The sequence below is a fragment of the Nocardia sp. NBC_01388 genome, assembly GCF_045040085.1.
Lineage (GTDB): Bacteria > Actinomycetota > Actinomycetes > Mycobacteriales > Mycobacteriaceae > Nocardia.
In genome coordinates, this window is the sequence record NZ_CP109553.1 from 7188788 (window position 1) to 7203142 (window position 14355).

A 14355-nucleotide genomic window follows, 5' to 3' on the forward strand; every position below is an offset into this window, starting at 1 on the left:
GCCGAATGTCCTAAATGATCAGCACAGTCGTCAGATGCGGAGCCGCCACCGGCAGGGTGGGCGCTCGCGGCCGAATGTCATACGAAAGCCACTGTGTGGCAGCGAATTGCGGAACCGTCCCGAGACCGGCCGGGACCAGCTGATCTCCGGCGGAGCGGGGTGGCGCGGCGAGCTGTCCCATCGGGTCCGAGCTCGGACTGTCGTGCTTACCGCAGACGGGAAACGTATTACCTGCGACTGCGGCGGTCCGTGCGGAGGCCTGCTCCGTCTGCGTTGATGCCGCGGCATATGAGACCTGTTGTCCGGAGCCCCATTCCGCTGTCGCCGCGACCATCCCGGCTATTGCGAAAAGACCCGCTAGCAGCACAGCACAGGACAGCCGAAATGGCTTTCGGCTGTGCGGGGCGCGGCAGGAATTCACTGCCCCGACCATAACAGGCCGACTTCGGGGCAATGCGGAATGCCCGCCCACCAGGGTGGACGGGCATTCCGTGGGAATTCGGCCCAGGGCGGGAATCGAACTCAGGCGTGGCGCATGTACGCGCGCAATGTGAGCGGGGCGAAGATGGCGATCACCACGACGGAGCCGATGAGCGACCAGCCGAGATTGGCGGTGACGCCGGTGCCGCTCATCAGATCGCGGGCCGTATTGACCATGTAGTAGACCGGATTGGCCTTGTCGATGCCCTGCAGCCAGCCCGGCATCTTCTCGACGGGGGAGAACGCGCCGGACATGAAGGTCAGCGGGAACATGATCATCATGGAGATGCCCTGCACGGCGGCGGCGCTCTTACCGGTCACACCGACCAGCGCCCAGATCCAGCTGACCGCGAAGGAGCAGAACACGACCACCAGCATGGCGCCGACGACGCCGGCCAGGCCGCCGTCGGGGCGGTAACCGATGCAGATGCCCACGATGACGGTCAGCACGGAGGCCAGGCCGTACCGCACCATATCGGCGAGCAGCGCTCCGGCCAGCGCCGAAATACGGGCGATGGGAAGGGATTTGAAGCGATCGAAGACGCCCTTGTCCATATCCTCGCGCAGCTGGGTGCCGGTGGTGACCGAGCTCAGCACCACGGTTTGCACCAGGATGCCGGGAATCAGGATGGGCAGATAGGCCGAGACGCTGCCGCCGATGCTGCCGCCGAAAATGTAGGCGAACAGCGCGGTGAACAGGATCGGCTGCACGGTGACGTCGAACAGCTGTTCCGGATTGTGCTTGATCTTGAGGATGCCGCGGTACGCCATGGTGAGCGAATTCGCCGCGGTCTGCTCGAGGCTGATGTGATTACTGACATCCGGTATGGGGGCCGGGGCTACCGCCGCGTGCCGCCGCGCCGGAGCCGTGATGGTGGTGGTCATGCCGCGCTCTTTTCGGAATCGTTGGTCTCGTCTTCGGCGCCGTGGCCGGTGAGTGCGAAGAACACCTCGTCCAGGCTGGGCTTGCTGACATTGATCTCTTCGACGCGAATGTCGTGCTCGCGCAAGCGGATCAGAATGTCGGTGGTGACGCTGGGGTCGGGCAGCGGAGCCGTGACGCGGCCCGCCTCGGGGCTGATGGCGGCCTCGACCGGCTTGCCCGCGGCGCGGGAGAGGTACTCCGAGACCACGGTGCGCGCCTCTTCGATGCGGTCGCGATCGCCGAGGGTGAGCTGCAGTGCGGACAGGCCGACCGAGCCCTTCAGTTCGTCGGAGGTGCCGTCGGCGATGACCTTGCCGCGGTCGATGACCGCGATCCGGTCGGCCAGCTGGTCGGCCTCGTCCAGGTACTGGGTGGTGAGCAGCACCGTCGAGCCCTCGCGGACCAGGCGGCGGATGGTCTCCCACATCTGGGCGCGGGTGCGCGGGTCCAGACCGGTGGTCGGCTCGTCCAGGAACAGCAGCGGCGGGGCCGTGATCAGGCTGGCGGCCAGATCGAGCCGGCGCCGCATACCGCCGGAGAAGTTCTCCAGCGACTTGTTCGCGGCCTCCTCCAGCCCGAACTCCTCCAGGAGCTCGGCGGACTTGCGCCGGGCGTCGGCCTTGGACAGGCCGAGCAGCCGCGAGAAGATCACCAGATTCTCGGTGGCGGTGAGCTTTTCGTCGACCGATGCGTACTGGCCGGTCACGCCGACCAGTTTGCGCACCGCATTGGGTTCGGTCAGGACGTCGCGGCCGAAGATGCGGGCGCTGCCGGCGTCGGGCTTCATGAGGGTGGCGAGCATGCGGATGGTGGTGGTCTTACCGGCTCCGTTGGGGCCGAGTACGCCGTATACCGCGCCCCGCGGAACCGCCAGGCTCACGCCGTCGACAGCCCGCTGCTCCCCGAAGACCTTGACCAGCCCCTCCGCCTCGATGGCGAGTGCCTCGGCAGGTGTGTAAGAAGTCATGACACACACTCTGCAGACCGGGTCTTACATGCCCCATGCATCGCTCTTGCGTGGGCGCGCAAGGCGCCTTTGCACGAGACGCCCAATCGAGGGGCGGGTCAGTTGGGGGAGGTGGTGAGGAGGAGTTCGCGCAGTTTCGCGCGGTCGGGTTTGCCGGGGCCGCGGAGTGGGAGTTCTTGCAGGACTGCGAGTTCGCGGGGGGCGGCGATGGCGTCGAGTTCGGCGACGACGTGTTCGCGGAGTTCGTCGAGGGTGGGGGCGGTGGCGCCGGGGGTGGTGACTATGGCGGTGACCACGCGCTGGCCGAGGCGGGCGTCGGGGAGGCCCAGGACGACGCATTCGGAGATGGCGGGGTGGGTGATGAGGACGGCCTCGACTACCTGGGGGAGGACCAGCAGGCCGCCGGTCATGATGGCTTCGTCCAGGCGGCCGGAGATGTTCAGGACGCCGTTCTCGAAGGTGCCCGCGTCCTCGGTGCGGAACCAGCCGGGTTCGGCGAAGGCCGGATGCTCGGGCTGATTGCGGTAGCCCTTCGCGAGCATGGCGCCGCCGAGCATGACCCGGCCGTCCTCGATGCGCACCTCGGTGCCGCGCAGGGGAATGCCCTCGTAGACGCAGCCGCCGCAGGTTTCGCTCATGCCGTAGGTGCGGAACACCGTGATGCCCGCGGCCCGAGCGCGATCCAGTACCGGCTTCGGGGTGGCTGCGCCGCCGATGAGCACCGCGTCGAGTTCGGCGAGGGCCGCGGCCGCCGCGGGCTCGTCGAGGGCCTTGATGAGCTGTGTGGGCACCAGCGAGGTGTACCGCCGCGGCCCGCGCATACCGGCGATCGCGCCGGGCAGTCCCCCGGGCAGGAATCCGTCCGTGACATCGAGCACGGCCGGTTCGGTACCTGAAAGGATGCTGCGCAGTAGCACCTGGATGCCTGCGATGTGATGGGTGGGCAGCGCCAGCAGCCACTGCCCGGGACCGCCGAGGCGCTCATGGGTGGCGTCCCCGCTGGCCCGCAGCGCCGAGGCGGAGAGCATGGCGCCCTTGGGTATTCCGGTGGTACCGGAGGTGGTGACCACCAGCGCCACATCGTCGTCGATCTCTTCGCCGGGGCGCAGATTGCTGCTGAGTCGTTGCGCCTCGCGGCGATCGGCCGTGGGTACCGGCAACCACGTGGGCCCGGTGCCTTCCAGGGCTTCACGCAGATGCGGCAATACTTCGCCTACCGATGCGCCGGTGGGCATGGGAAGAATGCGGAGGGTATTGCTCACGTTCGCGATCGTGTCATCTCGTGGGGTGGTGGCGCACCTAGGGGGTCCGCCGCCGGGGTTCGATGGGGTCGGTCGAGCTGTCAGTCGGACGTCGGTGTCGCCAGCGGCCATCCACCGGCTGCCAGCCGGGAGGCCACTCGAGCGATATCGTCCTCGCCGGGTTGCTCCTTGGCAACTCGGGCGATGGCGGCCTCGATATCGGCGAGTGCGATCTCTCCGGTGGCCACCCGCTCGCTCACCAGATCCTCGACCACGAGATGCACCTCGTAATCGGTGAGCCGGCGATGCAGCACCGCCAGCAGCGCCACGTAATCGGACTGCGGAATGCCCTGTGGATAACCGGCTTTGAGCCAGTCCAGGACCTTCTGCAGCACATTGGAACGCTGCTGCGGCGCCGGGGTGGGGTCGGTGTTCGGCGGTTCGGGGGTGCTCACCAGCATGCCTTTCGATCCGGCGGCGTCAGGCGCCGAGCAGATGAATTCCGAGTCGGGTCGCGAGGAAGCCGCGTGCGATGAACAGCACACCGGCCAGCACCGCGATCATGACCACGGCGAAACAGACGGTGGAGACCGTGAGCGCCACGGTGCGGGTGGATCCGGTGGCGCCGTCGTCGAGCTGCGCGCGGTAGCGAATGCCCAGCGCGAAGACGACGGGCAGTCCCGCGCCGAACACCAGGGCGGCCACGGTGACCCGCCACAGGTCGGTCAGGTTGGACAGGAAGGTGTGCATCGTGTCGCGCTCCTATCCGAGGCCGTTGCCGGCGTGGTGCTCGGTGCGGGCCGGTGCGTCCGCGGCGGTCTCGCCCTGCCAGTCGTCGTTCACATTGTGCGAGTTCACGGCAGTCTGCCTGGAGCGCATCCAGATTGCCCCGGCCACCACGATCAGCAGCGCGAATACCACCAGCACGCCCGCGGTTCCGCCGATGGCGTCCAGGATGCCCCAGCAGAGCGCGCCGACCACACCGGCCAGCGGCAGCGTGAGCACCCAGGCCACGACCATGCGGCCCAGCACGCCCCAGCGCACCTCCGCGCCGGGCCGCCCGAGGCCGGAGCCCAGGATGGATCCGGTCACGGTCTGCGTGGTGGACAGCGGCAGGCCGAAATGCGCCGAGGTGAGAATGATCGCCGCACTGGTGGATTCGGCCGCGAAGCCCTGCGGCGGCGCGATATCGACCAGGCCCTTGCCCAGGGTGCGGATGATGCGCCAGCCGCCCAGACAGGTGCCCGCGGCAATGGCGACCGCGCAGGACACGATCACCCACAGCGGCAGTGGATCGCTGGCCTTGGCGGAGCCGTGCGCGATGAGCGCCAGGAAGATGATGCCCATGGTCTTCTGCGCGTCATTGGTGCCGTGGGCCAGCGACACCAGTGAGGCCGAACCGATCTGCCCCCACCGGAATCCGCGGTTCACGGACTTCTCGTTGCCGCCGCGGGTGATGCGATACACCGCCCACGAGCCGAGCGCGGCGACCAGCGCCGCGACCACGGGTGCGGCCAGCGCCGGAATGATGATCTTGGCCAGCACACCTTTGTTGCCGGCGCACCAGATCACCCCGTCCCAGCCGAGCGCCGCGATGGTCGCGCCGATCAGCCCGCCGAAAAGCGCGTGCGAGGAACTCGACGGCAAACCCAGCAGCCAGGTGAACAGATTCCAAAGAATGCCGCCGGCCAGTCCGGCGAAGACGATGTCGAGCAGTGCCCGCCCGCTCACCTCGGAGAGGTCGACAATGCCCTCGGCGACCGTCGCGGCCACGGCGACGCTGAGGAAAGCACCGACCAGATTGAGCGCTCCGGAGAGAAGTACCGCAGTACGCGGCGGGAGCGCACCGGTCGCGATCGAGGTCGCCATCGCGTTCGCGGTGTCGTGGAATCCGTTGGTGAAGTCGAATGCCAAGGCTGTGAGAACAACGATCAGCAGAACGAGCAGTTCGGCAGACACGACGCCCAGTTTGCGCTATCCGGTGAACGCCGCGTTAACCGACGCCCCCGGAAAAAGATCACAGCTACATACGTGCTAAGGGTTTCGCGCATGGTGAGCGACACACCCGTGTGTGGCGTGTCATCGACCCGAAAGGTGTGGCGTGTCGATCATTTCGGCCGCGAACGACTGTCCCGCCGGATCGGATGATCCTCGGGCACCTCGACCAGCACGATCGGCACCCCGTCCGGATCGCGCACCCACATCTCGATCAACCCCCACGGTTGCAGCTCCGGCTTCTTGTCGATCGGCACCCCCGACAATGCCAATTGGACCGACGCCGCCCCGCAATCGCGCACCTGCAGCCAGATCGCGCCCCCGAATCCCACCGGTGCGTCGTCACCGCGCCCGTGCCCCGCGACCTCGATGAGGGACTGCCCCGCGAAGAACACCGTGCCGCCCGGATACTCCCGGGCAATCGCCAGGTCGAGCGTGTCCCGGTAGAACTCCAGCGTGCGCTGATAGTCCACCGGCCGCAGGATCAACCGACTGCTGAGAATCTCCATATCTTCTGCCTCCGTGTTTGATTTGCCTCCGCTTCGCTGCGGCGGGTTCGCGGCCCTGTTACCCCGTTCTTCCCTCCCTCCGCTCCTCCGCTTCGCTCCTCCGCTCCGCTCAGTCCAGAACGGGGCGGGCCGCGAACTTGGGGTGGATGTTGATCGGTGGCTTCGTTCTGCGTGGACCACCATGGTGCCTGGTGGGGTGCGGGACTTGGGGTTTCAGAAGTAGTACGGGTACGGGGCCCAGTCGGGGGCGCGCTTCTCCAGGAAGGAGTCGCGGCCTTCGACGGCCTCATCGGTCATATACGCGAGGCGGGTGGCCTCACCGGCGAACAGCTGCTGGCCGACCAGTCCGTCATCGCTGAGGTTGAACGCGTACTTCAGCATGCGAATCGCCTGGGGCGACTTGCCGAGGATTTCCGCGGTCCACTCCAGCGCCACATTCTCCAGCTCGGCATGATCGACGACCTCGTTGACCGCGCCCATCTTGTGCATCTCCTCGGCGGTGTACGGCCGGCCCAGGAAGAAGATCTCGCGGGCGCGCTTCTGCCCCACCATCTTCGCGAGGTAGGCGCTGCCGTAGCCGCCGTCGAAGCTGCCCACATCGGCATCGGTCTGCTTGAACCGGGCGTGCTCGCGGCTGGCCAGGGTGAGGTCGCAGGTGACGTGCAGGCTGTGCCCGCCGCCCGCCGCCCAGCCGTTGACCAGCGCGATGACCACCTTGGGCATGAAGCGGATGAGCCGCTGCACCTCGAGGATGTGCAGGCGCCCGGCCCGGGCCGGGTCCACGGTGTCCGCGGTCTCGCCCTCGGCGTACTGATACCCGTTGCGCCCGCGAATGCGCTGGTCGCCGCCGGAGCAGAAGGCCCAGCCGCCGTCCTTGGCGCTCGGCCCGTTGCCGGTGAGCAGCACCGCACCCACATCGGAGGTCATGCGGGCGTGGTCGAGCGCCCGGTACAGCTCGTCGACGGTGTGCGGCCGGAACGCATTGCGCACCTCCGGCCGGTCGAAGGCGATTCGTACGGTGCCCTGCTCGACATGCCGGTGATACGTGATGTCGGTGAGGTCCTTGAACCCCGGGACGGGCTGCCACAGCGCTTCATTGAAGGTCACAGCCACGAACATAACGCGAACTCCATCGCCGGCTACCGCGGCCGCCCAGTTTGGGTGCTCGGCGCTGGAGGCGCCGCGCCCCGGTGTTTTCGTTCGTCGCGGAGGCAACTACTGATCTCGTGCCGCCAGGGGCAACTCCTGGGGTTACCCCCCGAATCGGGTGGGCACCCGACCGCCGGCACGCGTGCATGACTGTGCGCGGCACTCTGCCGTGCGCCGAAGTCGCGGGGAGGCGGGACGGCTCCCAAGTGGTCGCTTGAAGTATCGGAGAGGCGAAACTGAAACGCTGCCAATCGATTGCGGAGGCTTTACAGTGCAGTTGCTGCTTCGGCAGTCGAGCTGTATCGGCGTCGTGTGCGGCGGAACGCCGGTGCGTATAGTTCCATGCGCTCGTTCATCGAAAAACTATCCGGAGGAACCTGAAAGTGGTTGCAGCACTGTCTGAATCCCTGCTCGATGACGCCAAGCGTCCGGCCTTCCTGGTCGACGCCAAAGAGGTTCTGGATGCTGAGGTGTCGGACAAGGGCGGCGCGTCGGGTCTCGCTGTGAAGGGCGGCTACGCCGCGGTCAAGAAGGTCAGCCCGACAATTGTCGGCGATGCCCTCGAATCCTTCATTCCCCGTTTTGTCGCGCAGCTCGAGCCGTTCTGGTCGCAGTACCAGGCTTCCGGCGCCGGGTCGTTCGCCGACCTGCTGGTCGCCAAGCAGGACGAGGTCTCCGAGGCGCTGCTCTCGGTGACCGACGAGCGCGCTGCCGCGTCGTCGCGTCCCGCGCTGACCAAGGTCTACAACTCGATGCGTAACTCGGCGAAGAAGCATGTCGCCGAGGCGCTTCCGCGTGTCGGTGCGCTCATCCAGCGTCACGCTGGTTAATCAAATGACCGGTTCGCGGCCCTGATCAGGGCCGCGAACTCGGTATTCGCGGCCGGCTCGAATTCGGCATCCGCGGCCCGAATTCAGCCCGCCGCCTTGCCTACTCGCCAGTAACCGGTGAAAGTGATGTCCACCTTGGGGATTTCGCGGTCCTGGGCCAGGTATCGCCGTACTCCGGCGCACAGCTTCTGCTCGCCCGCGATGAAGGCGTAGACGCCCTTGGCGGGCAGTTCCGCCGCCCGTACCGCCTCCGCGGCCACTGCGCCGACCTCGGCGTTCGGATCCGTACGGACCAGCCAGTTGACCTGTACACCTTCGGGTTCGCCCAGTTCCTGGGCGTCGTCGGCATGTGAGATCTCCACGTACGCCGCGCCTTTCAGGCCGCGCGGCGCCGAGCGCAGAATGCCCGCGATGCCGGGCAGCGCGCTCTCGTCACCCACCAGAAGAGACCAATCGGTGTGATCCGGGGCCTGGTAGGTGATGCCCTCGTCCAGCATTCCGGCCTTGTCGCCGGGCGTGGTGCTGTTGGACCAGGTGGCGGCCGGACTGTCGTCGCCGTGCACGAAGAAGTCGATATCGATCTCGGCGGTGCTGCCGAATTCGCCGAACCCGGCGGCGCGGTAATCGCGCACGGTGTAGTTGCGCACCAGCGGCCGGTGCTCCTTGCCCATCATGAGGTACTGCGCGTACCAGCCCAGGCTGCTGGTGGAGGTGGGCAGGCGCAGGCTGTTGTCGCGACCGGGCAGGAAAAGCCGGAACCACTGGTCCCAGCCCATGGCGGTGAAGCCCGCGAGGCCGTCGCCGCCGAGGGTGACACGCTGGAAGTTCGGGCTGATGCGTTTGCTCGCCAGTACCTCCGCGGTCAGGATTTCGCGGTGTTCGGGTTTGACGTATTTGGGGCGCTTCGACATGGGCTTAGGTTAGCAAACCCTAAGTATATAAGACCAGGTGTGAGCGGGCTGACGCAGCGTGATGAGCGACTGTCTGAGAGGCTGAGAGGGTGAATCCTTCGACAGCACAGGCGCAGGTCGTCGTCGACGAGCTCGCGCGCGGCGGAGTGCGAGATGTGGTCCTGTGCCCGGGATCGCGAAACGCGCCACTGGCCTTCGCATTACAGGCGGCCGATGCCGCCGGGCGACTGCGCCTGCACATGCGCATCGACGAACGCAGCGCCGGTTTCCTCGCCATCGGCCTGACCGCCGCGAGCGGCCGCCCGGTGCCCGTCGTCATGACCTCCGGCACCGCTGTCGCCAATCTCGGCCCGGCCGTGCTCGAAGCCAACTACGCGCGACTGCCGCTCATCGTGCTCAGCGCCAACCGGCCCTACGAGATGCTCGGCACCGGCGCCAACCAGACCGTGGAGCAGCTCGGTCTGTTCGGCAGCCAGGTGCGCGCCACCGTCAGCCTCGGCCTGGCCGAGACCGAAACCGGTTCGGAGCAGTACGCCAAGCAGAACAGCGTGTGGCGCTCGGCCGTCTGCCGGGTGCTGGCCGCCGCCCGCGGCACCCGCTCGGGCAATGCCGGGCCGGTGCACTTCGACATTCCGCTGCGCGAACCGCTGGTCCCCGATATGGCCGCCGGCGAGGTGCTGCCGGTCGGGCGCGCCGATGACGCCCCTTGGACCGCAACGCAATACGCGACCCTGGACGTACCGCTGGATATCGATCTCAGCGTCGATACCGTGGTCATCTCCGGGCACGGTGCGGGGCGCCGGCCGGAACTCGCGAACGTGCCGACCGTCGCCGAACCGACCGCGCCCATGCACGGGCCGGCGCTGCATCCGCTCGCGCTCGGATTGCTGCGGCCGAAGCAGGCCATCATCACCGGGCGGCCCACCCTGCACCGGCAGGTGTCGCAGGTGCTCGCCGATCCCGAGGTGGTGGTGTACGCGCTCACCACCGGCCCGCGCTGGCCCGATGTGTCCGGGAATGTGGTGGGCACCGGTACCCGGGCCGTCACGCACGGCAGCCCGCGCGCCGAATGGCTGGAGCAGTGCCGCGACCTGAACGAGAAGGCGATCGCGGTGGTGCGCGCCGAGCTGGACGCCCACCCCAAGCCGACCGGTCTGCATGTGGCCGAAGTGGTGATGAACGCACTGCACGACGGCGATCAATTGCTGCTGGGCGCGTCGAATCCGGTGCGCGACGCCGCGCTGGTCTCCCAGCCGCGGCCCGGTATCCGGGTGCTCTCCAATCGCGGTGTGGCCGGTATCGACGGCACCGTTTCGGCGGCAGTCGGTGCGGCACTGACCCATTCGGGGCGGACCGTCGCGCTCATGGGTGATCTGACCTTCCTGCACGATGCGTCCGGTCTGCTCATCGGCCCGGGTGAACCGCGGCCCGAAGACCTCACCATCGTGGTCGCCAATGACGACGGCGGCGGCATCTTCGAACTGCTCGAACAGGGCGATCCGCAGTACGCGGGCGTCTTCGAGCGGGTGTTCGGCACCCCGCACGGTATGGATCTGGCCGCATTGTGCGCGGCCTATCGGGTGCCGCACCGGCAGGTCGATCCGGCGGAATTGGCGGTGGCGCTCACCGGTAACGCGCACGGCATTCGGGTGCTCGAGGTCGCGACCGAGCGGTCCAGCCTGCGCGAACTGCATGCGACCGTGCGCGCGGGCATCTCGAAGTGAGCGGCAGGGCGGCGGCACCGGGCCGCCGCCCCGAGCGCTCGCCGTCAGTATTCGGTGTCGGAGCTGCCGGAGCTGTCGTAATCGTCGCCCAGCGGGACCGGTATCGATTGTTCGATGAGATCCGCCTCGTCGGCCGTCCAGCCGCTGTCCCCGACCGGTGGCGGGGTGATCTCGGAATCTGATTCCAGCAGCTCCCCGGTGTGTGCGTCCCTGTCGGGATAAGGCTCCGGATCTGCGGAATCGCTCGGAAAAGCTGCGGTGTGCTGCTCGACATAGTCGGCCTCGGGTACCGCGTCGATGCGTTCGGTCATCGGATGCTCCTCTCCGCCGTATCGGTGTGACCGGGTGAAGTCGGGCACCTCCGAGGATGCCCCGCCCGCGCCGGTACGGCAACCCGGACATCACTCCCCGGGCAGTGCTCCGTTATCGGCCGGATGCTCGACCAGCGCCAAGACTTTTCCGGCCATGAATCGTGCGGTGCGAACCGTCGTTCCGGTCCTGGTCACTTCACTGACCTCCACCACCCCGCGCGCTATGCGCACCTCGACGCGCCGCCCGGCTCGGCTGGCCGTCACTTCGTAATTTCGAGACTCGCCGCCCATATCGACGACAATCTCCACGCGATCACCCTTCATCTCCCAATTCTCCTCGCTACCAGCGCTTTTCGCGAGGAATCCGGCCCCGATACCGCTAACGAACCGGTTGCAGTCCCGCCTCTCCGCGCCGTCTGCCGGACGTCGGGTGCCACGGGAGTTACGTCGCGGAGAGGCGGTCGAGTGGGTGGCCGAGTTCTGGGTGTTCTCCGGGGGTTACCCGGATCTCGCGAGATCAGTCGTTGCGTCGAGCGATGCCTGCCGCGCCTGGGGCGGTGATGAAGACGCCTGCTCGGGCCGCGAGGGTGGCGGCTTCGACGGCTGCGGTGATCGCTGGCTTGTCGATGGGGGAGCTGGCGGTGAGGAGGCGGTAGTAGAGGGGGGCCGAGACCGCGGAGAGGACGGCGCGGGGGTCGGTGCCGGGGGGGAGTTCGCCTCGGGCGACGGCGATTTCGATGCAGGGGGACCATTCGGTGAGACGGGTGTCGTAGAAGGCGTGCAGGGCGGTGGCCGCGGTGTCGTCGGTGGTGGCGGCGGCCAGGAGGGCGCGGAAGAGGCGGCCCTGGCGGGGGTCGGTGAGGGTGGCGGCGACCAATCGGGCATTGGCGTCCAGATCGCCGCGGAGGGAGCCGGTATCACTGTGCGGCAGTGAGGTTTCCGCCATTTCGACGAGGAGGTCGGCGACCAGTCCGGCGGGGGTGCGCCAGCGGCGGTAGACCGTCGTCTTGCCGACCTCGGCGCGCGCGGCCACCTCGGCCAGATCCAGCTCTGCGAAACCGCGTTCGGTGAGCAGATCGCCGGCGGCGCGCAGCACGGCCTCGCGGACGCGTGCGGTGCGCCCACCCGGGCGGATCGATCCGGGTGCGGTGACGTCCTGCTCCATAACGGGCCTCCAGTTCCATTTGCGACAGGGTGAGTGTATCGTCGATTTTGTTAATAAAACTGTAGTTCCGTTAGGGGTTGTCATGGAGTACCGCAGGCTCGGCGCATCAGGTCTGATGGTTCCGGCATTGAGCTTCGGCGCGGGCACCTTCGGGGGTCGCGGCGAACTCTTCGGCGCGTGGGGTGATACCGATGCGCGGCAGGCTCGCCGCCTCGTCGACATCAGTCTGGAAGCAGGCGTCACCATGTTCGACACCGCCGACGTCTACTCGGACGGCGCCTCGGAAGAGGTTCTCGGCGAAGCGATTCGGGGCCGCCGCGACGATCTGCTGATCTCCACCAAGGCCTCCCTGCCGACCGGCCCCGGACCCTACGATTCCGGTTCCGGGCGCGCCCGCCTGATCCGCGCGGTCGAGGGCTCACTGCGGCGGCTCGGCACCGAGCACATCGATCTGTTCCAACTGCACGCCTTCGACGCGGGCACCCCGGTGGAGGAAGTCCTTGCGGCACTGGATGATCTGGTGCGTTCGGGCAAGATCCGCTATGTCGGCGCCTCGAACTTCGCGGGCTGGCAACTCATGAAATCCCTTGCCGCAGCGGACCGTTACGGGCTCCCGCGCTATGTCGCGCACCAGGTCTACTACTCGCTGGTCGGGCGCGACTACGAGTGGGAACTCATGCCGCTCGGCGTCGATCAGGGTGTCGGTGCGGTGGTGTGGAGCCCGCTCGGCTGGGGTCGCCTCACGGGCAAAATCCGCCGCGGCCAACCGCTTCCGGAAGGCAGCCGCCTGCACCTGACCGCCGCGGCGGGGCCGCCGGTGGACGACGAGGTGCTCTACGACGTGGTCGATGTGCTCGACGACCTCGCCGCCGAGACCGGCCGCACCGTCCCGCAGATCGCGCTGAACTGGCTGCTCACCCGCCCCACCGTCGCGACCGTCATGGTCGGCGCGCGCAATGAGGAGCAGCTGCGGCAGAATCTCGGCGCCGTCGGCTGGAGCCTGGACGCCGAGCAGATCGCCCGCCTCGACAAGGCGAGCGCGGTGACGCCGCCCTACCCCTACTACCCGTACTACCGGCTCGCGGATTTCACCCGGCTGAATCCGCCGGCGGTCTAAGGCGCGGAGTACAGTCCCGCCGCCAGTACCGGCCAGGACGTCTTCAGATCGTCCTGCCAGTAGCCCCAGGAGTGGGTGCCGGTGCTGCGGTAGACGAAGGTCGCCGGAATGTTCAGCTGATCGAGACGGTCCTGCAGAGTATGGGTGGACGCATCGATATTGGCCTCGATGAAGCTGCCGAGCGCGACCGTCTGTGCGAAGTCCGCGGGCTTCTCCATGCGGAATTTGCCGCCCGGCATGTCATAGGCGCCGGGGATTCCGGTGCCGGTCGAGATGAAAAGATTGGTGCCGCGCAGTTTTTCGGCATTGAGGGTGGGATCGTTGGCCGCCCAGAGCGGGTTGTCGTCCGCACCCCACATATTCTGGACGTCACCGCCGCCGTAGAGTTCCGTGGTCATCTTGACGGCCTCGCGCCCGGTCGGCGTGGTGGTCTGGGAGAGGCCGCTGTACACGGCGGCGCTGCGGTACTGCCCGGGATTGAAGATCACCGAGTTCAGCACCGGCAAGCCCGCCATGGACAGTCCCGCAATGGCATTCACCCGATTGGTGTTCAGGGCGACATCGATCAGCGGCGGCAGTTCCTGGCCCAGATAGGTCGACCACTTGTTCACGCCGAGTGCTTTGTCGGGCTTCAGCCAGTCGGTATACCAGGTGAACGCGCCGCCGATGATCTGCACGACATTGATGTTCTTGCCGGACAGGAAATCCAGTGCGTCCGTGCGCAATTGCCAGGAGGCATTGTCGACGCCGCCGCCCGCGCCGTTGAGCAGATACAGGGTGGGCCGCGCGTCGGCGGTATCGGCGGGGCGCAGGACGTCCACCGGGAAGGTCTGGTCCATGGCGGCGGAGTAGATCTGGAGCTGGATGTTGCGGTCGTCCTTGACCGTGACGTTCTTGATGTAGGAACCGTCGGGCGATGTCGCCGTGGTGGTCACTCCGGGGGCGGTCGGGGTATCCGCCGTCGCGGGATAAGCGCTCACTCCGATCGACACGGTAGCCGCCAAGGCCGCCAATGCGATTCGCCCGGTGAT

16 protein-coding genes are annotated in these 14355 nt (G+C 67.5%); 3 read left to right on the forward strand and 13 right to left on the reverse strand.

What is annotated here, in order from left to right; all coding sequences use genetic code 11:
- Nucleotides 1-522: 522 nt before the first annotated feature.
- From OG716_RS34400 to OG716_RS34435, 8 genes are all read right to left on the reverse strand, one after another.
- Complete coding sequence (locus OG716_RS34400; RefSeq protein ID WP_405134532.1) at nt 523-1365, reverse strand: ABC transporter permease; 843 nt, start codon at nt 1363-1365, stop codon at nt 523-525.
- The gene (locus OG716_RS34405) at nt 1362-2372 is read right to left on the reverse strand and encodes an ATP-binding cassette domain-containing protein (RefSeq protein WP_405134533.1); all 1011 of its coding nucleotides are present in this window, start codon (nt 2370-2372) and stop codon (nt 1362-1364) included. The genes OG716_RS34400 and OG716_RS34405 overlap by 4 nt, the downstream gene beginning before the upstream one ends.
- Before the next feature lie 98 nt (nt 2373-2470).
- Nucleotides 2471-3607, reverse strand: a complete 1137-nt coding sequence (gene menE, locus OG716_RS34410) for an o-succinylbenzoate--CoA ligase (RefSeq protein ID WP_405140109.1) — start codon at nt 3605-3607, stop codon at nt 2471-2473.
- A gap of 107 nt (nt 3608-3714) precedes the next feature.
- A complete protein-coding gene (locus tag OG716_RS34415) occupies nt 3715-4068 on the reverse strand; it encodes a DUF3349 domain-containing protein (protein WP_297610249.1) in 354 nt (117 codons plus the stop codon).
- Nucleotides 4069-4093: 25 nt separating this feature from the next.
- On the reverse strand, nt 4094-4363 hold the full coding sequence (locus OG716_RS34420; protein ID WP_405134534.1) for a hypothetical protein: 270 nt from the start codon (nt 4361-4363) through the stop codon (nt 4094-4096).
- Between the two features lie 12 nt (nt 4364-4375).
- Entirely contained in the window at nt 4376-5572 is a 1197-nt protein-coding gene (locus OG716_RS34425; RefSeq protein WP_405134535.1) for an anion permease, read from the reverse strand.
- A 149-nt stretch (nt 5573-5721) separates the two neighbouring features.
- The gene (locus OG716_RS34430; RefSeq protein ID WP_327142411.1) at nt 5722-6117 is read right to left on the reverse strand and encodes a VOC family protein; all 396 of its coding nucleotides are present in this window, start codon (nt 6115-6117) and stop codon (nt 5722-5724) included.
- Nucleotides 6118-6330: 213 nt separating this feature from the next.
- A complete protein-coding gene (locus tag OG716_RS34435) occupies nt 6331-7236 on the reverse strand; it encodes a 1,4-dihydroxy-2-naphthoyl-CoA synthase (RefSeq protein WP_355129274.1) in 906 nt (301 codons plus the stop codon).
- Nucleotides 7237-7649: 413 nt separating this feature from the next.
- On the opposite strand from OG716_RS34435, the gene OG716_RS34440 reads away from it, so the two are divergent.
- Nucleotides 7650-8096: a DUF6918 family protein gene (locus OG716_RS34440; RefSeq protein WP_405134536.1), complete on the forward strand. Its 447-nt coding sequence runs from the start codon at nt 7650-7652 to the stop codon at nt 8094-8096.
- An 83-nt stretch (nt 8097-8179) separates the two neighbouring features.
- On the opposite strand, the gene OG716_RS34445 is transcribed toward OG716_RS34440, so the two are convergent.
- Nucleotides 8180-9007 carry a siderophore-interacting protein gene (locus OG716_RS34445; RefSeq protein WP_405134537.1) on the reverse strand — a complete coding sequence of 276 codons (828 nt, stop codon included), beginning with the start codon at nt 9005-9007 and terminating at the stop codon, nt 8180-8182.
- 89 nt (nt 9008-9096) lie between these two features.
- Between OG716_RS34445 and menD the strand changes: the two genes are divergently transcribed.
- On the forward strand, nt 9097-10731 hold the full coding sequence (gene menD / locus OG716_RS34450) for a 2-succinyl-5-enolpyruvyl-6-hydroxy-3-cyclohexene-1-carboxylic-acid synthase (RefSeq protein ID WP_355129278.1): 1635 nt from the start codon (nt 9097-9099) through the stop codon (nt 10729-10731).
- A gap of 44 nt (nt 10732-10775) precedes the next feature.
- Here the strand turns inward: menD and OG716_RS34455 are convergent, their stop codons facing one another.
- The 3 genes from OG716_RS34455 to OG716_RS34465 all read right to left on the reverse strand — a co-directional run bounded on the left by OG716_RS34455 (nt 10776) and on the right by OG716_RS34465 (nt 12207).
- Nucleotides 10776-11042: a hypothetical protein gene (locus OG716_RS34455; RefSeq protein ID WP_355129280.1), complete on the reverse strand. Its 267-nt coding sequence runs from the start codon at nt 11040-11042 to the stop codon at nt 10776-10778.
- 90 nt (nt 11043-11132) lie between these two features.
- Nucleotides 11133-11366, reverse strand: a complete 234-nt coding sequence (locus OG716_RS34460; protein ID WP_355129282.1) for a hypothetical protein — start codon at nt 11364-11366, stop codon at nt 11133-11135.
- A gap of 193 nt (nt 11367-11559) precedes the next feature.
- On the reverse strand, nt 11560-12207 hold the full coding sequence (locus tag OG716_RS34465) for a TetR/AcrR family transcriptional regulator (RefSeq protein WP_405134538.1): 648 nt from the start codon (nt 12205-12207) through the stop codon (nt 11560-11562).
- A gap of 82 nt (nt 12208-12289) precedes the next feature.
- On the opposite strand from OG716_RS34465, the gene OG716_RS34470 reads away from it, so the two are divergent.
- On the forward strand, nt 12290-13324 hold the full coding sequence (locus tag OG716_RS34470; RefSeq protein WP_405134539.1) for an aldo/keto reductase: 1035 nt from the start codon (nt 12290-12292) through the stop codon (nt 13322-13324).
- Here OG716_RS34470 and OG716_RS34475 read toward each other — a convergent pair.
- Nucleotides 13321-14310 (reverse strand): alpha/beta hydrolase, encoded by a 990-nt coding sequence (locus tag OG716_RS34475; protein ID WP_405140111.1) that lies wholly within the window; start codon nt 14308-14310, stop codon nt 13321-13323. The genes OG716_RS34470 and OG716_RS34475 overlap by 4 nt on opposite strands.
- Nucleotides 14311-14355 lie beyond the last annotated feature (45 nt).